At 65.7% G+C, this 20,405-nt stretch carries 24 protein-coding genes and 1 tRNA gene; 16 read left to right on the forward strand and 9 right to left on the reverse strand.

The features are described 5' to 3' along the window. The first annotated feature begins 8 nt into the window (after window positions 1–8). The 3 genes from HPT29_RS22415 to HPT29_RS22425 all read left to right on the forward strand — a co-directional run bounded on the left by HPT29_RS22415 (window position 9) and on the right by HPT29_RS22425 (window position 1,135). Window positions 9–245, forward strand: coding sequence for a BolA family protein (locus HPT29_RS22415; RefSeq protein ID WP_173946711.1), 237 nt, complete (start codon window positions 9–11; stop codon window positions 243–245). A gap of 44 nt (window positions 246–289) precedes the next feature. Further along, window positions 290–625: a Grx4 family monothiol glutaredoxin gene (gene grxD / locus HPT29_RS22420; protein WP_173946710.1), complete on the forward strand. Its 336-nt coding sequence runs from the start codon at window positions 290–292 to the stop codon at window positions 623–625. Window positions 626–817: 192 nt separating this feature from the next. Further along, on the forward strand, window positions 818–1,135 hold the full coding sequence (locus tag HPT29_RS22425) for a hypothetical protein (protein ID WP_173946709.1): 318 nt from the start codon (window positions 818–820) through the stop codon (window positions 1,133–1,135). On the opposite strand, the gene tlpA is transcribed toward HPT29_RS22425, so the two are convergent. Then, window positions 1,132–1,779, reverse strand: coding sequence for a thiol:disulfide interchange protein TlpA (gene tlpA / locus HPT29_RS22430; protein ID WP_173946708.1), 648 nt, complete (start codon window positions 1,777–1,779; stop codon window positions 1,132–1,134). The two genes, HPT29_RS22425 and tlpA, sit on opposite strands and share 4 nt — an antisense overlap. A 168-nt stretch (window positions 1,780–1,947) precedes the next feature. On the opposite strand from tlpA, the gene lptM reads away from it, so the two are divergent. From lptM to HPT29_RS22480, 10 genes are all read left to right on the forward strand, one after another. Further along, window positions 1,948–2,196 carry an LPS translocon maturation chaperone LptM gene (gene lptM, locus HPT29_RS22435; protein ID WP_173946707.1) on the forward strand — a complete coding sequence of 83 codons (249 nt, stop codon included), beginning with the start codon at window positions 1,948–1,950 and terminating at the stop codon, window positions 2,194–2,196. A 9-nt stretch (window positions 2,197–2,205) separates the two neighbouring features. After that, window positions 2,206–3,474: a diaminopimelate decarboxylase gene (gene lysA, locus HPT29_RS22440; protein WP_173946706.1), complete on the forward strand. Its 1,269-nt coding sequence runs from the start codon at window positions 2,206–2,208 to the stop codon at window positions 3,472–3,474. Between the two features lie 227 nt (window positions 3,475–3,701). Continuing rightward, window positions 3,702–6,296 carry a TIGR02302 family protein gene (locus tag HPT29_RS22445; protein WP_173946705.1) on the forward strand — a complete coding sequence of 865 codons (2,595 nt, stop codon included), beginning with the start codon at window positions 3,702–3,704 and terminating at the stop codon, window positions 6,294–6,296. A gap of 113 nt (window positions 6,297–6,409) precedes the next feature. Beyond that, entirely contained in the window at window positions 6,410–6,601 is a 192-nt protein-coding gene (locus tag HPT29_RS22450) for a twin transmembrane helix small protein (RefSeq protein WP_173946704.1), read from the forward strand. A 155-nt stretch (window positions 6,602–6,756) separates the two neighbouring features. Further along, a complete protein-coding gene (locus HPT29_RS22455; protein WP_173946703.1) occupies window positions 6,757–7,347 on the forward strand; it encodes an acyloxyacyl hydrolase in 591 nt (196 codons plus the stop codon). Window positions 7,348–7,372: 25 nt separating this feature from the next. Further along, window positions 7,373–7,948, forward strand: a complete 576-nt coding sequence (locus tag HPT29_RS22460; protein WP_173946702.1) for a cob(I)yrinic acid a,c-diamide adenosyltransferase — start codon at window positions 7,373–7,375, stop codon at window positions 7,946–7,948. A gap of 104 nt (window positions 7,949–8,052) precedes the next feature. Next, on the forward strand, window positions 8,053–8,760 hold the full coding sequence (locus HPT29_RS22465; RefSeq protein ID WP_173946701.1) for a rhomboid family intramembrane serine protease: 708 nt from the start codon (window positions 8,053–8,055) through the stop codon (window positions 8,758–8,760). 103 nt (window positions 8,761–8,863) lie between these two features. Next, window positions 8,864–9,613 carry an electron transfer flavoprotein subunit beta/FixA family protein gene (locus tag HPT29_RS22470; protein WP_173946700.1) on the forward strand — a complete coding sequence of 250 codons (750 nt, stop codon included), beginning with the start codon at window positions 8,864–8,866 and terminating at the stop codon, window positions 9,611–9,613. Window positions 9,614–9,628: 15 nt separating this feature from the next. After that, window positions 9,629–10,573, forward strand: coding sequence for an electron transfer flavoprotein subunit alpha/FixB family protein (locus tag HPT29_RS22475; RefSeq protein WP_173946699.1), 945 nt, complete (start codon window positions 9,629–9,631; stop codon window positions 10,571–10,573). A 75-nt stretch (window positions 10,574–10,648) separates the two neighbouring features. Continuing rightward, window positions 10,649–11,530: a 3-hydroxybutyryl-CoA dehydrogenase gene (locus HPT29_RS22480; RefSeq protein ID WP_173946698.1), complete on the forward strand. Its 882-nt coding sequence runs from the start codon at window positions 10,649–10,651 to the stop codon at window positions 11,528–11,530. A 15-nt stretch (window positions 11,531–11,545) separates the two neighbouring features. Here HPT29_RS22480 and HPT29_RS22485 read toward each other — a convergent pair whose 3' ends face one another. Then, window positions 11,546–12,043 carry a DedA family protein gene (locus HPT29_RS22485; RefSeq protein ID WP_173946717.1) on the reverse strand — a complete coding sequence of 166 codons (498 nt, stop codon included), beginning with the start codon at window positions 12,041–12,043 and terminating at the stop codon, window positions 11,546–11,548. A 182-nt stretch (window positions 12,044–12,225) separates the two neighbouring features. On the opposite strand from HPT29_RS22485, the gene HPT29_RS22490 reads away from it, so the two are divergent. Further along, window positions 12,226–12,795 (forward strand): HNH endonuclease, encoded by a 570-nt coding sequence (locus tag HPT29_RS22490; protein ID WP_162003246.1) that lies wholly within the window; start codon window positions 12,226–12,228, stop codon window positions 12,793–12,795. 61 nt (window positions 12,796–12,856) lie between these two features. Here the strand turns inward: HPT29_RS22490 and HPT29_RS22495 are convergent, their stop codons facing one another. Genes HPT29_RS22495 through HPT29_RS22505 form a run of 3 tightly spaced genes read right to left on the reverse strand, consistent with a single transcriptional unit; the run spans window position 12,857 to window position 15,091 of the window. Beyond that, window positions 12,857–13,939 (reverse strand): D-TA family PLP-dependent enzyme, encoded by a 1,083-nt coding sequence (locus tag HPT29_RS22495; protein WP_173946697.1) that lies wholly within the window; start codon window positions 13,937–13,939, stop codon window positions 12,857–12,859. A gap of 57 nt (window positions 13,940–13,996) precedes the next feature. Continuing rightward, the gene (locus HPT29_RS22500; RefSeq protein WP_173946696.1) at window positions 13,997–14,497 is read right to left on the reverse strand and encodes a disulfide bond formation protein B; all 501 of its coding nucleotides are present in this window, start codon (window positions 14,495–14,497) and stop codon (window positions 13,997–13,999) included. Between the two features lie 12 nt (window positions 14,498–14,509). After that, a complete protein-coding gene (locus HPT29_RS22505) occupies window positions 14,510–15,091 on the reverse strand; it encodes a YqaA family protein (RefSeq protein ID WP_173946695.1) in 582 nt (193 codons plus the stop codon). Window positions 15,092–15,244: 153 nt separating this feature from the next. Here HPT29_RS22505 and HPT29_RS22510 point away from each other — a divergent pair. Next, window positions 15,245–15,329: transfer RNA gene (locus HPT29_RS22510), tRNA-Leu, on the forward strand. 339 nt (window positions 15,330–15,668) lie between these two features. Next, entirely contained in the window at window positions 15,669–15,863 is a 195-nt protein-coding gene (locus tag HPT29_RS22515) for a hypothetical protein (protein ID WP_173946694.1), read from the forward strand. Between the two features lie 180 nt (window positions 15,864–16,043). Here the strand turns inward: HPT29_RS22515 and HPT29_RS22520 are convergent, their stop codons facing one another. The 4 genes from HPT29_RS22520 to HPT29_RS22535 form a co-directional block, all read right to left on the reverse strand. Then, window positions 16,044–16,745: a DUF1236 domain-containing protein gene (locus HPT29_RS22520; protein ID WP_173946693.1), complete on the reverse strand. Its 702-nt coding sequence runs from the start codon at window positions 16,743–16,745 to the stop codon at window positions 16,044–16,046. A gap of 224 nt (window positions 16,746–16,969) precedes the next feature. Then, on the reverse strand, window positions 16,970–17,518 hold the full coding sequence (locus HPT29_RS22525) for an RNA pyrophosphohydrolase (protein ID WP_173946692.1): 549 nt from the start codon (window positions 17,516–17,518) through the stop codon (window positions 16,970–16,972). 218 nt (window positions 17,519–17,736) lie between these two features. Then, window positions 17,737–19,053: a S41 family peptidase gene (locus HPT29_RS22530; protein ID WP_173946691.1), complete on the reverse strand. Its 1,317-nt coding sequence runs from the start codon at window positions 19,051–19,053 to the stop codon at window positions 17,737–17,739. After that, on the reverse strand, window positions 19,053–20,405 hold the full coding sequence (locus HPT29_RS22535) for a murein hydrolase activator EnvC family protein (protein ID WP_173946690.1): 1,353 nt from the start codon (window positions 20,403–20,405) through the stop codon (window positions 19,053–19,055). The genes HPT29_RS22530 and HPT29_RS22535 overlap by 1 nt, the downstream gene beginning before the upstream one ends.

A 20,405-nucleotide genomic window follows, 5' to 3' on the forward strand; every position in this document is an offset into this window, starting at 1 on the left:
TTTGATCCATGCCCATGAACGCCCATGACATCGAGAGCATGATCAAAGCCGCCCTGCCGGACGCGGTGGTCGAGATCAAGGATCTGGCCGGCGACGGCGATCACTATGCCGCCACCGTCACCTCCTCGGCCTTCAAGGGGAAGTCCCGGGTGCAGCAGCACCAGATGGTCTATGCAGCGCTGCAAGGACGCATGGGAGGCGTGCTTCATGCCCTTGCATTGACGACTGTGACACCCGACAATTGAGACGCGAGCCCGGCGCCTTGACCGTCGGGACGAAGGAGAATTCCATGGCTGACGCCAACCAGATCATCGACAACGAAGTGAAGTCCAACGACGTCGTGCTGTTCATGAAGGGCACGCCGCAATTCCCCATGTGCGGGTTCTCGGGCCAGGTGGTCCAGATCCTCAACTACCTCGGCGTGCCCTACAAGGGCGTCAACGTGCTCGATGACGAGACCATCCGCCAGGGCATCAAGGATTATTCCAACTGGCCGACCATTCCCCAGCTCTACGTGAAGGGCGAGTTCGTCGGCGGCTGCGACATCACCCGCGAGATGTTCCAGGCCGGCGAGCTGCAGCAGCTCTTCGCCGACAAGGGCATCCCGGTCCAGCAGAGCGCCTGAGGCCGGCATTCCCCTTCAAGAGATCCGAGGCGGGGCTTTGGCCCCGCCTTTTTCATGCGCCCTCCGCAGATCAGGGGCGTCTTATGTCGCATTCCTTAAACGGCTCAGTTTCCGGCACAATGAACTGTGCTGAATGCAACAGAAGCGCCGCTCGCCACAGAATAAGAAGGAGCGGCGAGAAGGGGCTGTTCCATGATCGAACCGGAGACGAATGTCGTTGCCTTCAAGCCGCGGTCGCCCGTGGCGCATCATCCCAGGAGCCTGATGGAGCGCATCTACGCGGCCGGCTCCCTGTCCATCCGGGGCGATGACCGGGCCACCAAGATGGCGGCCGTCATGCTGCAGGCGCTGGGCTTCCTGGTGATCGAGGAGATCCTGGCGGACGGCACGCCGCGCCGGCTCGAGCGCAGGGAGGCGAGGCAGGCCATGGACCGTCCCTGGCGCCTGTCGAAGCCGGCCTATTCCGGCACGATCGGCGTTCCGGACGGCGGCGGGGCGCTTCCGGTCTAGGACCGGCCCAACGCCGTCTTCATGAACGTGACGGCATCGGGCGAGGCCCATTGGGCCGGGCCTTTGAGCAGGGCTACCTCGCAACCCGCGGCATCGACCACGAAGGTGGTCGGCAGCCCCACCACGTGGCCGGATTTCTGCAGCACCTGCAGGAGCTTGCCCTCGGGATCGGCGTGGTAGGCCAGGTTCCTGATGCCGTTCTCCTGCAGCCAGGCCTTCGGCTTCTCGCGGTTGCGGGTATCCACATTGATGGCCACGACCTGGAAATCGGCGCCGCCGAGCTCGGCCTGCAGCTTGTCGAGGGCCGGCATCTCCTCGCGGCAGGGCACGCACCAGGTCGCCCAGAGATTGACCAGGATCGTCCGTCCCTTGAAATCCGACAGGTTCATCGGCTGGCCCTCGGGGCCCGTGAAGGCGATCACCGGCGGCGGCTTCGGGGCATTGCTCACCCCGACGGCCGCCACCTCGCCCCTCGCCAGCGGCTTCAGGCGCTCGGCCGTCGGCTTGGAGACGCGGCATTCGGCACCCCCCGCCGCCATGGGATCGCGGAGCGAGAGGCCGTACCAGGCCGCACCGGCCCCAGCGACCGCGAGAGCCGCGAGACCGAGGAGCCAGCCTGTTCGGGATTTCGATGAGTTCGGCATGCGCCGTGATGTGGCGCTTTTCGGCCCCGGCCTCAAGCCCGAATGCGGGAGCGCGGCCGTCCGTCCCATCACGAAAGTGTTGAGCGCTCAGCCTGTTGCAATCCTCACCTTGCCTCTCGCATCCGGCACCGCTTGCCGCTATGGTGCGGCCACGTTTCGGAGCCTGTAATGTCGTCCAGCCTGAACTTCCCCCGCGCCATCGTGGTTTGCGGCCTTCTCGCCCTCGGTCTGACCGCCTGCGGCCGTCGCGGCGCGCTCGAGCCGCCGCCGGACGCCTCGGCGCAGGCGGCCGAGACCCAGACGCAGACCCCGGCGAGCGACGCCACCCTGCCCTCTCCGGTCGGCACGCCCCGCTCCCAGGCGAACCGGGGCTACACGATCCCGAACAAGCCGTTTATCCTCGACCCGCTGCTTTAGGCCTCTTCGATGCACCATTTCGCCTATCGTGACGGCGTCCTCCATGCGGAAGGCGTCGATCTGCGCCGCCTCGCGGACGAGGTCGGGACCCCGTTCTATTGCTATTCCTCGGCCACGCTGGAGCGGCACTACCGGGTCTTCGCCGAGGCCTTCGCCGATACGGACACCTTGGTCTGCTACGCCATGAAGGCTAATTCCAACCAGGCCGTGCTCCGGACGCTCGGCCGCCTGGGCGCCGGCATGGATATCGTGTCCGAGGGCGAGCTTCGCCGCGCGCTCGCAGCCGGCGTGCCGGGCGAGCGCATCGTCTTCTCCGGCGTCGGCAAAACGAAAGCCGAAATGGCCTTCGCGCTCGAGAGCGGCATCCTTTGCTTCAACGTGGAATCGGAGCCGGAGCTCGAAGCGCTCTCCGAGGTCGCGCTCTCGAAGAGCCTGCGCGCTCCCGTGTCGGTGCGCATCAATCCGGACGTGGACGCCAAGACCCACGCCAAGATCTCGACCGGCAAGTCCGAGAACAAGTTCGGCATCCCGATTACCCGCGCCCGCGAGGTTTATGCCCGGGCGGCCGCTCTCAGAGGCATCGAGATCACCGGCGTCGACATGCATATCGGCAGCCAGATCACCGATCTGGCCCCCTACGACAACGCGACCGCGCTCCTCGCCGAACTCGCCCGCGACCTGATGGCGGACGGCCACCGGCTGCACCACATCGATCTCGGCGGCGGCCTCGGCGTGCCCTATCGAGAGGACAACGAGCCCCCGCCCGATCCGCAGGCCTATGCGGCGATCATCAAGCGCCATACCAGGGATCTCGGCCTCAAGCTCGTGTTCGAGATGGGCCGCATGATCGCCGGCAATGCGGGCGTGCTCGTCGCCCGGGTGATCTACGTGAAGCAGGGCGCCGACAAGCCCTTCGTGATCGTCGACGCGGCGATGAACGATCTCATCCGCCCGACGCTCTACGAGGCCCACCACGACATCAAGCCGGTCGTCGCGGCCGCCCCGGACGCGCCGCGGATCGTCGCCGACGTGGTCGGGCCCGTCTGCGAGACCGGCGATTATCTCGCCCTGTCCCGCGACTTGCCGGCCGTGAAGGCGGGCGACCTCATCGCCATCATGACGGCCGGCGCCTACGGGGCGGTCCAGGCCAGCACCTACAACACGCGCCCCCTGGTGCCCGAGGTGCTCGTCCGCGGCGAGGATCACGCGGTGGTGCGCCCGCGCCCGGCCTATGACGAGCTGATCGGGCTCGACCGGGTCCCGGGCTGGCTCGGCTGACGAGGCCTCCCGTCAGCCGGGGCCCGCATCGTGCGGAATCCGCGGCCCTTCTCGAACAATGTCCCGCTCCAAGGATTGACCATCATCCGGCGCCAGCCTGAGCGGTGATGGCCGGTCACCTCTTCTTGAAGCGCCGCGCCCAATTGACCGCTGGTCATTCGGGGTCCGCGTGCTAGCTTTTTCGGTGGGGGTTATCTGCACGCGCGGTGCAGCGGGAGATATTTTGCATGAGCGACGGCTCGAACCCGACGCCTGGGCGCAGTCCCCTGAACCAGCGGTTCGGGCGCTTGGTCACTCATGCGCGCTGGTCTCTCTGGTGGGAGGAGGCCTGGCCCCGGCTCTGGCTGCCCTTCGCCATCGTCTTGCTGTTTCTGACCCTCTCCTGGCTTGGCCTCTGGCTCGACGCCTCGCCCCTGTGGCGCACCATCGGCCTGGGGCTGTTCGCAGCCGCTTTCCTCCTGTCGCTCTGGCCGCTTCTGCGCCTGCGCATGCCCAGCCGGACGCGCGCGCTCGACCGGCTCGACCGGGAGACGGGGCTCACCCACGGTCCGGCCCGCGTTCTCGACGACACCCTGGCCCTCGGATCGGCGGATCCCGGCACCAAGGCCCTGTGGGCGCTTCATCGCAAGCGGGCGGAAGATGCCGTCGGCCGCATGCGGGTCGGCCTGCCGCAGCCCGATATGGCCAAGCGCGACCGCTATGCCCTGCGCGCCGCAGGGCTTCTCGCCCTGGTGACGAGCGCGTTCATCGCCGGGCCCGAGATCGGCTCGCGGCTCGCCGCGGCCTTCGACTGGCGCAGGGTCGAGACCGCCTCCCCGTCGTTCCGCATCGACGGATGGATCGACCCTCCGCTCTATACCCGCACGCCGCCGCTCATGATCGACCTGGCCCGGGGGCAGAGCCTGCGCGCGCCGATCCATTCGACCGTCGTGATCCGGATCGCCGGCGAGGGCAGCGCGGAGGTCACGCCGGGCAAGGGCCTGACGCTGCTCCCGCCCAAGGCCAACCAGCGCGCCGACATGCGCGAGGAGCGCTACACCCTCGACGGCTCGAGCGAGCTGACGGTCAGAACGGGCTTCGCGCACAGCGTGACCCTGACCATCGAGGCCATTCCCGACCGGCTGCCGGAGATCGCCTTCACGACACCCCCCGAGGTCAATGCGCGCGGCACCTTCACCCTGAGCTACAAGGGCCGGGACGATTACGGCATCGCGTCCCTCGACGGCATCGTCGAGAAGGCCGACGCCAGCAAGGGGCGCTCCCTGGTGCCTGCCCCTCAGCTCACGCTCGCCCTTCCGAGCCATGAGGAGAACGCACCGGACACCAAGTCCCCGGTCGATCTCACGAACCATGCCTGGGCGGGCGCCCCCGTGACGATCCGCCTCAAAGCCAAGGACGAGGCCGGACAGGAGGCCCTGAGCGAGGCGGTCACCTTCACCCTGCCGCAGCGTCCCTTCACGAAACCGCTCGCCAAGGCGTTGGTCGAGCAGCGGCGCAACCTGGTGCTCGCGCCGGACGACCGCAAGCGCGTCCAGGTGGCTCTCGACGCCCTGCTCATCGCGCCGGACGAATATACCCCGCAATGGGGCGTGTTCATGGGATTGCGGACCGGTGCGGAGCGCCTGCGGGTCGCTAAGACCGATCAGGACCTGCTCGACGTGGCCGACTGGCTCTTGACCATGGCGCTGCAGATCGAGGACGGCAACCTGTCCGATGCGGAGCGCGAGCTGCGCGCCGCCCAGGAGCGCCTGAAGGAGGCCATGGACCGGGGCGCCACGGACGACGAGATCCGGCGCCTGACCGACGAGTTGCGCCAGGCCATGGACAAATTCCTGCGGGAATTCGCCCAGCGCATGCAGCAGAACCAGCAGTCGCAGGACCAGAGCCAGCGCACGCCGCCCGACCGGATGATCTCGCAGGACGACCTCAACCGGATGCTACGCCAGATGGAGGACGCCATGCGCCGCGGCGACGTGGCCGAGGCCCAGCGCCTGCTCGAGCAGCTGCGCAATATCCTCGAGAACCTGCAGACGGCCCAACCCAACAGCCGCATGACCGATCCGCTCGGACGCGAGATGAACCAGGCCATGCAGGACCTGGAGGACATGGCCCGCGAGCAGCAGAACCTGCGCGACGAGACCTTCCGCGACGGCCAGAACCGGCGCATGCAGCAGGGCGACCGCAACGGGCAGCGCCAGCAGGGGCAGCGTCAGGGCCAGCGCCAACAGGGACAGCGCCAGCAAGGCCAACAGGGCGACGGTCAGGAGCAGGCGGAAAACGGCCAGGGCGGCCAGGATCAGGACCCCCTCGGCCTGAAGCAGAGACAGGAGGCCCTGCGGCAAAGGCTGGAGGAGTTGCAGCGGCGCATGCAGGGCATGGGCATGCAGAACGAGCAGGGTCTCGGCGATGCCGAGCAGGCCATGCGCGATGCCGAAGGCGCTCTTGGTCAGGGCCAGGACGGTCCTGCGGTCGACGCGCAGGGACGGGCGCTCGAAAGCCTCCGTCGCGGCATGCAGGGCATGGCCCAGCAGATGCAGCAGATGCAGCAGGGCGACGGTCAGGGGAACGAACAGGCCGGGGACCAGCCCGGCCAGGGCAACCCCCAGGGCAACCAGCAGACGGGCCAGCGCGACAACGATCCGCTCGGCCGCCCCATGCGCAACCGGGACTATTCCGACGGCCGCGTGGAAGTGCCGAGCGCCAGCCAGTCGCCCGCGCAACGCGCGCAGCGGATTCTGGAGGAATTGCGGCGCAAGCTGGGCGATCCGAGCCGGCCGCAGGAAGAGCTCGACTACTTCGAGCGGCTGCTGCGCCGGAACTGACCCCGGAGCATCGGTCGCTCGGCTGCGCATCGTTCCATACTTAGTGCCGCCAGGCCTCTTGCCTCTCCCGCAGGTTCGGGCCACGGTCGCCTGAATCTTTCGATGGAATCACGATGACGAGTTTTGCCGATCTGCTGGTCCCGATCGCGGTGGTGGCCGTCGCGTTCGTGCTGCTTCTGGGGCTGATCAACATGCTGCGCGGCGGCAATCCCAATCGGTCGCAGCATCTCATGAGACTGCGCGTGCTGCTGCAGTTTCTCGCCATCATCGTGATCATGGGCGTGATCTGGTGGCGGGCTGCATGACGTTGGGACACTGGTGGAAAGCCGCGGCCATTGTCCACATTGTGGATCGCACACCTCCGTATTGACACTTTTTCGCCACGCTTTGTATTAAGACAACGTTAGCCATAAAGGCGTAGCCTGGTGGCCTTGATACTTATTGAATTACGGATCTCTTAATGCGCATCAGTCCAGCCATAGGCATGAGCCTTCTGATCCTAGTTGCAGGATCGACAGGTGTGCTAGGCTCCGACTTCAAGCGGCAAACGAGTTCCTCCCAGGCCCAGACCCAACCAAGCATCCTGTCGGAGTTCCGTTTTGGTCTCTCCGCTCAGGATCCGTGGGGCCCGGAAGGACGCGACGGCTCCGCCAATCTCACCGGCGAAATCCTTTTTGCGAAGCCCTTTACCGCCTCGGACCTTTTCACCAGCTATTTCATCCCACGGCCGCATGTGGGCGGCAGCCTGAACTTCGACGGCCGGACGAGCTTCGCCTATGCCGGCCTGTCCTGGACCATCGACGTGACGCCCGACATCTTCGTCGAGGGCAGCTTCGGCGGCGCCGTTCACAACGGCAAGGATCATCCGATGGCTGATCGCCAGGAACTCGGATGTTCCCCGCTCTTTCGCGAATCGGGTTCCGTGGGCGTGCGCCTGTCCGCCAATTGGAGCGTGATGGCCACGGTCGAGCATCTCTCGAACGGCGGCACCTGCTCGGACGAGAATAGAGGCTTGACGAATGTCGGCGCGCGGGTTGGGTATTCGTTCTAACCGAATCCCAACCGTCAGGCCCGCCATGGTCGTCCTCAACCGCATCTACACCCGCACCGGCGACGAGGGCACTACGGCGCTGGCTGCCGGCGGACGCCGCCCGAAATACGATCTGCGCATCGAGGCATACGGCACGGTCGACGAGACCAACGCGTGCATCGGCCTCGTGCGCCTTCATACGGCCGGCCACGACATCGACGCGATGCTCGGCCGCATTCAGAACGACCTGTTCGATCTGGGCGCCGATCTGGCGACAGTCGAGACGGACAAGCCCCTGCCCTATGAGCCCTTGCGCGTCACGCAGGCGCAGGTCGATCGTCTCGAGCAGGAGATCGACCGGCTCAACGCCGACCTGTCCGTCCTGCGCTCCTTCGTCCTTCCGGGCGGCACGCCTGCCGGGGCGGCGCTTCATCTCGCCCGCACGGTTTGCCGCCGTGCGGAGCGCCATGTGGTCGAACTGATGGAGAGACCGGACGAGAAGGTTTCTGCGGAATCGGTGAAATACCTGAACCGCCTCTCCGACTTTCTTTTCGTCGCCTCCCGTTCCATGAATGACAAGGGTGCGCTCGACGTGCTCTGGGTGCCCGGGCAGAACCGCTAGCGCGTCGGGCCGACCCGAGGATCGATGCCGCACGCGGCAAGGAGCGCGGCGAATACTCCCAAAAGCGGATTCCCCTTTCAGGTCCGATGCTTTAGGAGCGGATCATGTTTCTACCGCTTCACGATGGCGTTCCACTCAAGAACATGAAGACGCCGCTCGCGACACGGTGTCTGATCGGCGTCTGCGTCATCGCCTATCTGGCCACCTTCTATGGCCCGCTCGGCGAGGACGCGATGGTGGGCGGGTTCGGCTTCATCCCGTCGGTCCTGTTCGGCACGGAAGTGCTGCCCGAGGGCTATCCGTTCGTTCCCGCCGAACTGACCCTGGCCACCAACATCTTCCTGCACGGCTCGCTGTTTCACCTGATCGGCAACATGCTGTTCCTCTGGGTGTTCGGCGACAACGTGGAGGATGCCATGGGACACCTCCGCTTCATCCTGTTCTTCCTGCTCTGCGGGATGGCCGCGAGCCTGGCCCATGCCTTCATCACGACGGAGCCTCACCGCCCGCTGATCGGCGCGTCGGGCGGCGTGTCGGGCGTGGTGGCGGCCTATCTGATCCTCTATCCGCGCGTGAAGATCTGGGGCCTGTTCCTGAAGGGCATCCCGCTGCACCTGCCCGCCTACTGGACCATCGGCTTCTGGTTCGTCCTCCAGTTCGCCGCGGCCTTCCTCGGCGGGGACGACAGCGTGGGCTGGTTCGCCCATCTTGGCGGCTTCATCGTCGGCGCTATTCTCACCCCTCTCCTGCGCCGCCGCTACGATCCCGTGCTCGCCCGCGTCCAGGCGCAGGAACTGCAAGCGCCGCGTTGACAATCAGGGATCGGCCATTACGGTCCTTCCGCCTTTTTCCTATATGTCCGGAGGGTTGGTCATCGGCCCCCTCCCGGATCCGATCTTTGGTGAGGACAGACGAATGAAGCTTCTGGTGTGTGTGAAGCGGGTGGTGGACTACAACGTGAAGATCCGGGTGAAGCCGGACGGGTCGGGCGTGGAACTGGCCAACATCAAGATGTCCATGAACCCCTTCGACGAGATCGCCGTCGAGGAAGCCGTGCGCCTCAAGGAGCAGGGCAAGGCCACCGAGATCGTCGCCGTCTCCATCGGCCCGCAGCAATCGGCTGAGACCATCCGCACGGCGCTTGCCATGGGGGCCGACCGCGGCATCCTGGTCAAGACCGACGCCACCGTGGAGCCGCTCGCCGTGGCCAAGATCCTGGCCAAGGTGGTCGAGCAGGAGAAGCCCGACCTCGTCATCATGGGCAAGCAGGCCATCGACGACGATTCCAACCAGACCGGCCAGATGCTGGCCGCCCTGCTGGGCTGGCCGCAGGGCACCTTCGCGTTCAAGGTGAACGTGGGCGAGGGCTCCATCGACGTGACCCGCGAGGTCGACGGCGGGTTGCAGACGGTGGGCCTCAAGCTGCCGGCCATCGTCACCACGGACCTGCGCCTCAACGAGCCGCGCTATGCTTCGCTTCCCAACATCATGAAGGCCAAGAAGAAGCCTCTCGACGAGACCAGCCCCGAGACGCTCGGCGTCGACGTGGCCCCGCGCCTGAAGGTGATCAAGACCGTCGAGCCCGGCGGCCGCAAGGCGGGCGTGAAGGTGGGCTCCGTGGCCGAACTCGTCCAGAAGCTCAAAGTCGAAGCCGGCGTGCTCTAAGGGAGAAGACCAACCATGACCACTCTTCTGATCGCCGAGCACGACAACGCTCACCTGAAGGACGCTACCCACAAGGCGCTCTCGGCCGCGAAGGCGCTGGGCGCCCCTGTCCACGTGCTGGTGGCCGGCGTGAGCGCGCGTGCGGCTGCCGAAGCCGCCTCCAGGCTCGAGGGCGTCGAGAAGGTGCTGCTGGCAGACGGCCCGGCTTACGAGCACCAGCTCGCCGAGCCGACCGCAGCCCTCATCGTGTCGCTCGCCGGTTCCTACGATGCCCTGGTGGCGCCCGCCACCAGCAAGGGCAAGAACGTCATGCCCCGCGTTGCGGCGCTGCTCGACGTGATGCAGGTCTCCGACATCATCAAGGTGGTGTCGCCCGACACCTTCGAGCGGCCGATCTATGCCGGCAACGCCATCCAGACCGTGCAGGCCACCGACGCCAAGAAGGTGATCACCGTGCGCACCGCCGCCTTCCCGGCGGCCGCCGAGGGGGGCTCTGCCGCCATCGAGACAGTGAATGCCGCCGAGGATCCCGGCGTGTCGAGCTTCAAGGGCGAGGAGATCCAGCAATCGGACCGGCCCGAGCTGACCTCGGCGAAGATCATCATCTCGGGCGGGCGCTCGCTCGGCTCGGCCGACGCCTTCAAGCAGTATATCGAGCCCATCGCCGACACGCTCGGGGCCGCCATGGGCGCATCGCGCGCGGCCGTCGATGCGGGCTATGCGCCCAACGACTGGCAGGTGGGTCAGACCGGCAAGGTGGTGGCGCCCGATCTCTACATCGCGGTGGGGATTTCAGGGGCCATTCAGCATCTGGCCGGCATGAAGGATTCCAAGGTGATCGTGGCGATCAACAAGGACGAGGAGGCGCCGATCTTCCAGGTGGCGGATTACGGCCTCGTCGGCGACCTCTTCCAGATCCTGCCGGAACTGAAGGAGGAGTTGACCAAAGCCGGTCAATAAGGTCAGGAATAATGACGGACCGGGCGGGGTTCTCCGCCCGGCCGCTTTCGATATTGAACGCAGGCAGCGGATCAGATGGGCATTGAGATCAAAACGGTTGGCGTTGTCGGCGCCGGGCAGATGGGAAGCGGCATCGCCCATGTCTGCTCGCTGGCGGGTTTCACCGTCCGGCTCAACGATCTCTCCGAGGATCGGATCAATGCCGGGCTCGCGACGATCAACGGCAACATGGCCCGCCAGGTCGCCAAGGGCGCCATCTCCGATGCCGACCGGCAGGGCGCCCTCGAGCGGATCAAGCCGGCCCGCACCTATGACGATCTGGCTACCTGCGACCTCGTCATCGAGGCCGCGACCGAGAACGAGGAGGTGAAGCGCAAGATCTTCACCAATCTCAGCCCGTCGCTCCGCCCCGACGCGATGCTCGCCACCAACACGTCGTCGATCTCGATCACGCGGCTTGCCGCCTCCACCGACCGGCCGGAACGGTTCATCGGCATCCACTTCATGAATCCGGTACCGGTGATGCAGCTCGTCGAGCTGATCCGCGGCATCGCCACCGAGGATCCGACCTACGAATCCGCCAAGGAGTTCATCAGCAAGCTCGGCAAGACCTCCACGGTCTCCGAGGACTTTCCGGCCTTCATCGTCAACCGGATCCTGCTGCCGATGATCAACGAGGCGATCTACACCCTCTACGAGGGCGTCGGCTCCGTGGAGGCCATCGACACGGCCATGCGGCTCGGCGCCAACCACCCGATGGGCCCGCTCCAGCTCGCGGATTTCATCGGCCTGGACACCTGCCTGTCGATCATGCAGGTGCTGCACGAGGGCCTGGCCGATTCCAAGTACCGCCCCTGCCCGCTTCTGGTGAAGTACGTGGAGGCCGGCTGGCTCGGACGGAAGACGAAGCGCGGCTTCTACGATTACCGGGGCGAGAAGCCCGTCCCGACCCGCTGACAGGTTGCGCGGCTGTCAGATCAGCCGCCTGAACGCATCGGTGAAGACATAGGGACCGAAGCTCCACAGCCCGGCCCAGAGCATGGCCCCGAGGGCATTCGCCACGACGAAATGGGGCCAGGGCATTCCGGTCGACCCCGCGATGAGACCGTTGAGCTGACGCAGCACGACGACGAACCGGGCTGTGAGGACCATGAAGAACCCTTTGGTTTTCACCGTCTGCTCCAGTTTGGCCAGCCGGTCCGGCGTGAGCTTCACCAGGGAGCCGAACCGGATCAGAAGGGGCCGCCCTCCGAACCGGCCGATCAGATAGCCGGTGCTGTCGCCAAGGACCGCCCCGGCCCAGGCGGCCAGAAAGACGTGGCCGATGGCGAGATCGCCCCGGGCGGCCAGGAGCGAGGCCGCGATCAGGGCGCTTTCCCCAGGCAAGGGAGCCCCGAAGGACTCGAAGTAGAGGATGAGGAGAAGAGCCCAGACGCCATAGGTCGCAATGGCCGGCTCGATCCAGGCCAAGCCTTCGTGGAGAAGGTTCATCGATCGCCCCCAAGTCGCTGAAACGCGGCCGTGATTCGCCCAGATTGCACTTCCTGTGGGTGCGTCACAAACGTCGAGGGCTGGATCTTCACAACAGTGTCATGCTGCCTATAGTCTACTCCGACGGGATACGACGCTTCTCTTAGTGAAGAGGAGGTGAGGTGACGATACACGTCCAGCCTGTTGTGCGACCGGAGGCCTGCCCGGCCCTCGTTCTCAATGCCGATTACCGGCCTTTGAGCTACTACCCCTTGTCCATCTGGTGTTGGCAGGATGCGATCAAGGCGGTGTTCCTGGACAGGGTCAACATCGTGTCGGAATACGACAAGGTCGTGCGAAGTCCGACCTTCGAGATCCGCCTGCCCTCGGTCATATCGCTCAAAACCTACGTCAAACCCTCACGTCACCCGGCCTTCACCCGCTTCAACGTCTTCCTGCGCGACCGCTTCAGCTGCCAATACTGCGGAGACCGCGAGGACCTGACCTTCGATCACGTCATCCCCCGGTCCAAGGGCGGGCAAACCACTTGGGAGAACGTCGTCGCCGCCTGTGCGCCCTGCAACCTCAGGAAGGGGGACAAACTGCCCCGCGAGGTGGAAATGTGGCCCCGGCAGAGCCCCTTCGCCCCGACCGTCCACGACCTCCACTCCAACGGACGTCTCTTCCCGCCGAACTATCTCCACGACAGCTGGATGGATTATCTCTACTGGGACAGCGAGCTGGAGCCCTGAGATCCGTCCCCAGGGCCATCAGGGCCCCTGCCGACCGGCGCTTTCCCTATGGGCAAGCCGTTCAGGTCAGACGCCCACGGGCCGCAACAGGCAACTCGCCGACGATCGTGTCTCCCCGCACCGCGACCATCCGGTCCACCATGTTCACCACCACGCAGACGTGATTCGGCACGATGCGAACCACGTCGCCCACGCTGGGACGATCGTTGCAGGCGGACAGGTCGAGAAACCCGTGCTCCTCGGCGAACCGGGCGATCCTGGCCTGCGGATGCTCAAGGATCAGGCCGTGGCCGTCGAGCCCGCCCGTATCGTAGGTCAGGGTCTTGGAGCCGGAATCGAGAATCCCACGCTCTGGACCGGCGCGGCTAACCACCGTCGCGTAGACCGTCAGCGCGCAGTCCTCCAGCCCGGCGACGCCTGCTGCCAGCATCATGCGGTCGTTGAACACGGACGTGCCGGCCCGGTGCTCCGTGACGTCCTTGATCTTGCCGAGATGGACCAGGTTGGGGGTGCCGCCCGACGAGACGATGCGCGGTTCGAGCCCGAGCTCCCGCACGCCGGCGGTGGCCGCATCGAGGAAGGCCTGCGTCTCGGCCACGGCATTCTCCGGCGGATACAGCATGAAGCCCGCGAACGAGAGCCCCGGGCGTGACGCGATCTCCTGGGCGAGCGCCACGGCTTCCGCCGGCGTCTCGACCCCGGCGCGCCTGCGGCCGGTATCGCATTCCACCACCACGTCGAGATTGCGCCCGGCCTTGGCCGCGGCCTGCGGGAGGCCCGCCACCACCACGGGATTATCGGCCGCGACGGTGACCTTCACCCGCGAGAGCAGGCCGCCGAGGCGGTTTAGCTTCTCTTCGCCCAGGAGATTGTAGGCGATGAGGAGGTCATCATGACCGCTCTCGGCCATGATTTCGGCTTCGCCGAGCTTCTGGCAGGTGAGGCCCTGGGCGCCGGCCTCACGCTGCAGGGCGGCGATCACCGGGCTCTTGTGCGTCTTGATGTGAGGACGGTTGGCGATGCCTGCAGCATCGCACAGGGCCTGCACCCGGGCGACGTTGCGCTCCACCACGTCGAGGTCGACCACCACGGCGGGCGTCCCGAACTGCCGCGCGACCTCATCCTTGAGAGCCTGGAGACTCATGTCACTCCCCCACCTGTCTGGGCGAAGGCTAACGGGGCGATGCCCATGGGCGCAAGGTCAGCGGCCCGGGAAGATCCCCTTGCGCGCCGCCGCGGCGGCCGCGAAGGCGGCGAGCGCCAGCGAGATCAGCACGTTCCAACCGGCCAGAGACAGGCCGAGGAAGCGCCAGGCCGCCTCCGTGCAGCTCACCACGCGGGTGTTCTGAAGCTGGTTCAGGAAATCGCCCACGTTGCCTGCGCCGGCGCCGGCTCCCCCGCCGCAATCGCTCGGGCCGGCGAAGAAGCCCCATTCCACGCCCGAGTGATAGGCCCCGAGCCCTGCACTGACGATGAAGATCAGGGCCAGGCACCAGAGGCCGATGCGGGCATAGCGCGGCGGCAGGAGAGCAGCCGCGAGGCCCACCGGAATCGCAATGTAATAGGGGTTGCGCTGCATCAGGCAGAGCTTGCACGGCACATAGCCGAAGACATGCTCGAAGACGAGCGCTCCGCCGATCGTCGCCGCGGCGCCCAGGGTGACGGCCAGCGTGGCCTGCCGCATCGTGAGGCTGATCCGCATCGCCCCTCCCCTCTAGAAAAGGTAGCGGAAGGCCACGAAGCCCCCGACGAAGGCCGCGATGGCCAGGGTCGCCACCAGATTGAAATGGTTGTCGATGATCGATTTGATGCGCGGTCCGAACTGGCTCATGAGGAGGGCCACGATGAAGAAGCGGGCGCCGCGGGTCAGGATCGACAACAGGATGAACCAGCCCAGATGGTAACCCGCGAAGCCCGACGTGATGGTTACGAGCTTGTAGGGGATCGGGGTCAGGCCCTTCAGCAGGATCACCCAATGGCCGTAATCGGCATAGGCATGCCGGAACGTCTCGGCGCCTTCCGTGAGGCCATAGAGCTGGAACAGCCAGGCTCCGATGGAATCATAGAGGCCGAGCCCAATGAAGTATCCGAGGATCCCGCCCAGGACGGACGCGACGGTGCAGATCAGGGCGTAGGCCCAGGCCTTGTCGGGCCGCGCCAGCATCATCGGCACGAGCATCACGTCCGGCGGCACCGGAAAGAACGAGCTTTCGGAGAAGGACACAAGAGCCAAAGCGTAAGGGGCCGAAGGGCGGGCCGCGAGGGACAGGGTCCAGTCGTAGAGGCGTCTCAGCATGGGGTTCCGATAGGTTCAGATCCGGATCGGGGCCTTCACCCCGGCCCCTTTGAGCACAAGGAGCCGCGAATTGCGAGGGCCAAGCCTTGCGGCTTGCCTTCACATCTCGCGCATTGACCAACCTTCGCCGGCCATGGTACGTCGCGGGTCCTTGCCCCTGTGGCGGAATTGGTAGACGCGCTCGACTCAAAATCGAGTTCCGCAAGGAGTGCTGGTTCGATCCCGGCCAGGGGCACCATCGGCTTCCCGAATTGAGATGGCGCAGGATGGTTCGGGATTCCGACCGCGCCTTCCTGGGCAGGCGATCCTCAGCCATCTGCAAGCTCCCCGTAGCGCAGCGATGATCTCTTCTCCGCATGTGACAACCATGCGGCGTACAGCTCCGCTCGGCTTCTCCACACTCCGCGTTAGCGCTTTCGGACTACCTCATCTGCCATCTTGCGGGCGACATTCTCTTTGGAACAAATGGCGCCGCCGAAGAGAGATGCGGATTTTGATCGGGGCGGCGCGAACCTGCGCCATGGGGAATTTTCGGCGCACATCATCGATTGCCTTCAAGGCCAAGGAGGGGCTTGTGATGGAAGCTGAAATCGAATTCGTTGCCCGTGCGCTCTACACCGCCGAGGACGATCATCAGGTTTGGGAGCGTGAACGCGACAGCGTCAAGGACGAGTTCCGCCTCTACGCGCAGATTGCTCTGGAACTGCTTGCGGAACATCGCACGCGAGAGACACCTGACGCCGAGATCTGCATCTTCCCCTATGCCGCATGAGACATCATCCAAACATCGCTTGAGCCGCCTTCCGCCGCACAAGCCTGTGCGCCTTGCTGCGTGATCGTGGCGGCCGCTGCGGGACTCACGTGCGGATCTGTTGATGAGCAGGCTGCGTGCCCGCCGCGGCTCAGCTGCGGGCGCGGTGTTGTCAACGGACTTGCCAGGGAACGGGCCCGCTCAGCCTCGGTGCTCAATCACCGTGACGATCCGGCGGGAGCTCGGCTCCACGATTACGATCTGATCGCGCACGACCACGTACTTGCATTCCGGCAGGCCGGTCAGGATCCGTTCGACGTTGTCGGGGCAGTCGTAGAGGGTGGTCACAGAGGTCGGAATGGTCGAACCGACGCTGACGCTGAAGGTGACGTTGGTGAGCGGCTGGACATTCACGCTACGGAAGGACTCGGTGATCTGAGTCCGCTGCTCCGACGTCACGTTGACGCTCGTCGCGTTGGAGGACGACGTGCTGCCGGTTGTGTTGGCCGTTCCGCCCGCCTTGCCGGCTGCGTTCCCGGTCGTGCTCGTGGTCCCGCTCGTTCCGCCGGAGGCTGTCCCGGTGGGGTTGCCACGCGTTTCGCCGGAGGTGCTGGATGAGGCGCTGCCTGTCGCGCTGCCGGCATTGCCTGAGGGCGCGCTCGTGCCGCTAGAAGCGGAGCCCGATGCGGCCCCGCCAGACACCCCGGAGGCAGCACCTCCCGCGGCACCGCCGGAGCCGGACGAACCGCCAGGGACGGTAACCGTCGAACCGCCGGAAGCGCCACCTGAACCGCCGCTCGCGGCACCGCCCGAGCTACTGCCAGAACCGCCCGTTTGAGCTATGGCCGCAGCGCTCAGGGAAAGAACAACCGCGGCAACTGTCGCCATCAAGGTCGTACGCATCGCAAGATCTCCCATGATTAGAGAGCCCTCATCTGCTCTCCGAGATGCGTATCAACGAAGTGTTTCCGGCCGGGTTCCGCCCCTCTCTTTTGAGTTATTGAACGTACACCTCCCGTTCATCTTCATGAACAGGCTGGACCCTCATGTGATCTAAGCTTAAGGAGGGAATCGACACGCTTAGTCCAAGGTTAAGCCCAGCCTTAGATGGGATAAGCTTGACCTGTTCAAGTATGATCGGAGGTCTGCAGATTCTGGGACGAGAGCGGCGCAAAGGCCGCAACGACCTTCTCGTAGACCGGCCGCTTGAACGGAATGATCAGTTCGGGGAGCCGATTCATGTCCTCCCAGCGCCATTCGTCGAACTCGGGCCGGTGGCCACCGCCGCCGGGCTGATGGATGTTGATCTCGCTCTCGTCGCCCTCAAACCGGAACGCGAACCATTTCTGGTTCTGCCCACGATAGCGCCCGCGCCAGGCGCGGCCTGCCACCATGGACGGGAGGTCATAGGCATACCAGTCCGGAGCCTCGGCCAGCAGGCTCACGGAGCGCACGCTGGTTTCCTCGTAGAGTTCGCGCAGAGCGGCTTCGTAGGGCTCCTCGCCGGGATCGATCCCACCCTGCGGCATCTGCCAGGAATAGCCATCGGAGGCCGCATCGGCCTCGGACCGGCGCCGGCCGATGAAAACCAAGCCTGCTTTGTTGATCAGCATGACGCCGACACAGGAGCGATAGGGCAGATCCTTTCTGGCCTGTGATCCTCTTGCGCTCCTCATCCGATACACACTCCCTCGATGACGAAACCCGCTGCGGCCGGTTCTTGAAGACTGCCGACGCTGTCGCATGGTTCCGAAGCAGGCAAAGAGAGTGCCGCTTCACCGAGCCTTGCACAAGCCTCCCGGAACGGTTGTAGGCGCCTGAATGAGAAATGGGCCCGGCGGTATGATTCCGCCAGGCCCAGATGCAGCCATGGATCCTTGGTGACGTAAGCCGATCAGTTGGGCGTCGTCGTGGTGTTGGCAGCGCCCTTGCGAACGCCGTGCAGCAGGTCATAAGCCGACAGAAGCTGCTTGTCCTTGGTCGGATCCGGCGGAACGTAAGCGGAGGAACCGCCGCGCTCTTCCTTCTCGCCGCCGTTCTGCAGGTGCCCGCGCAGGCCGGCTTCGCCCTTGGTCTCGTCCTTGCCCTTCAGCTCGTCGGGCACATCCTGCAGCACTTCGATGTCCGGATCGATGCCCTTGGCCTGGATCGAGCGGCCGGACGGGGTGTAGTAGCGCGCCGTCGTCAGGCGCACGGCGCCGTTGCCGCCGAGCGGAATGATCGTCTGCACGGAGCCCTTGCCGAACGAGCGGGTTCCGAGAACCGTCGCGCGCTTGTGGTCCTGCAGGGCGCCGGCCACGATCTCGGACGCCGAAGCCGAGCCGCCGTTGACGAGCACCACCAGGGGCTTGCCCTTGGCCAGATCGCCGACCTTGGCGCTGAAGCGCTGGGTATCCTCGGCATTGCGGCTGCGGGTCGAGACGATCTCGCCCCGGTCGAGGAAGGCGTCGGACACCATGATCGCCTGATCGAGCAGGCCACCCGGATTGTTGCGCAGGTCGATGACGAAGCCCGCCACCTTGTCGGCGCCGATGTCGGACGTGAGCTTCTCGATGCCTGAGCGCAAGCCCTCGTAGGTCTGCTCGTTGAACTGGGTCACGCGCAGGACGCCGATGTCGCCCTCGACACGGGCGCGAACCGGACGAACCTTGATGGTCTCGCGGGTCAGCTTCACCACCACCGGATCCTTGGCTTCCTTGCGCTGGATCTTCAGGGTAACCGAGGAATTGACCGGGCCGCGCATCTTGTCGACGGCCTGGTTCAGGTTGAGGCCCTGAACGGCTTCGTCGTTGATGTGGGTGATGACGTCGTTGGCCAGGATGCCGGCTCGGGACGCAGGCGTCTCGTCGATCGGCGTCACGACCTTCACGAGGCCGTCCTCCATGGTGACCTCGATGCCAAGGCCGCCGAACTCGCCGCGGGTCTGCACCTGCATGTCACGGAAGCTCTTGGCGTCCATGTAGCTCGAATGCGGGTCGAGCGAGGTGAGCATGCCGTTGATGGCGGCCTCGACCAGCTTCGACTCTTCGGGCTTCTCTACGTAATCCGTCCGGACCTTCTCGAAGACGTCTCCAAAAAGGCTCAGCTGGCGGTACGTGTCGGCCGAGGCGGCAACCGCGCTCATGCCCGACAGGAGACTGGTCTGCGACACCATGGTCGCGCCGCCTGCGCCGATGGCCGCACCGAGAATCAAAAGGGATAGTTTGCGCATTATCCGCGAACCTTTTCGCTTTGCGATTTTGCCCACCAGGGACCTGGGTCAATTGAACCGCCGTCTTTCCTGAACTCAACATAGAGGACGGGATTGTTCTTTTCTATGGCGGCACCGATCAAACTCATGAGAGGAGCTTCCCCCATGGTCGCAACGGGTTCGCCTGCGAGCACGAACTGCCCCACATCGACATTGATATGGTCCATACCAGCCAGAAGAACATAGTATCCCCCACCGGCATTGATGATCAAGAGTCGACCATAGGACCGGAAGGGGCCGGCAAAGGACACCCATCCGTCGGCGGGTGATACCACACTCGCCTTGGGCCGCGTCGTGATCGAAATGCCACGCGTCGTTCCGCCATAGCCGTCCGCAGCCCCGAATTCCAGGGCCGTCTCGCCGCTGACGGGACGGGGCAGCAGGCCCCGCGCTTCGGAGAACGGGATTTTCGGGGCGAGCCGGGCCGGATCCCGGAAGGCCAGCTGGGCGAATTTCTCCCGGGTTTCGCGCTCCTGGGCCTCGGCGGCCTTGCGGGCCTCCTCGGCGGCGCGCCGGGCCCCGGCGATCTCGGCCTCCATGCGGTCGACCAGCTCCTTCAGGGTGCCGGCCTGACGGGCAAGCTCCTCGGCCTTCTGCCGCTCGGCTCCCGCATTGCGCTCGACCTCGGCGATGCGGCTCTGCCGGGCGTCCATGAGGGCGGCGAGACGCTCCTGCTCCCGGCTCAGGGCGGTCAGCTCCCCGTTGAGTGTCGCGCGGTCGGCCGTAATGGCCTCTTTGAGGCGCACGAGCTCGGCGAGGTCGCCGGCCAGAATCTCGGCCTCCTGGCGCAATTCCGGCAGAACGGCCCCCAGCATGATCGAGGCGCGGACCGCCTCCAGCATGTCCTCCGGCCGCACCAGCACGGCGGGCGGCGGACGGCGGCCCATACGCTGAAGGGCTGCAAAGACCTCGACAATGACCCCGCGCCGGCTCTGAAGGGAGCGGCGAATGGCCGCTTCGCTGGAGCCGAGCGTCTGAAGCCTCTGCTCCAGCCCGCGGATCCTGTCCTCGGTGCCGCGAACCCGGTCGGCGGTGTCGATCAGGGCAGCATTGAGCTTCGCCCGGTCCGCCTTGACGTCGTCGATCTCGGCCTCGAGACGCTTCCGCGCCTCGGCATTGGCCGCGATGGCCTCCTCCAGAACCTTCAGGTCCTTTTCCCGCTGGGCCTTCTGCTCGGCCGGCCCGGTGGGGACAGGCTGAGGCGCCGGCCCAGACGCGGGCTGCTGGGCCCCGGCAGGGCTCAGGCTGGCGGCAACCATCCATGCGGCAAGGCCGAGAGCCTTGCGGGAAAAGAAGGAGTTGATGCAGGTCAT

The sequence above is a fragment of the Microvirga terrae genome (assembly GCF_013307435.2).
Lineage (GTDB): Bacteria > Pseudomonadota > Alphaproteobacteria > Rhizobiales > Beijerinckiaceae > Microvirga > Microvirga terrae.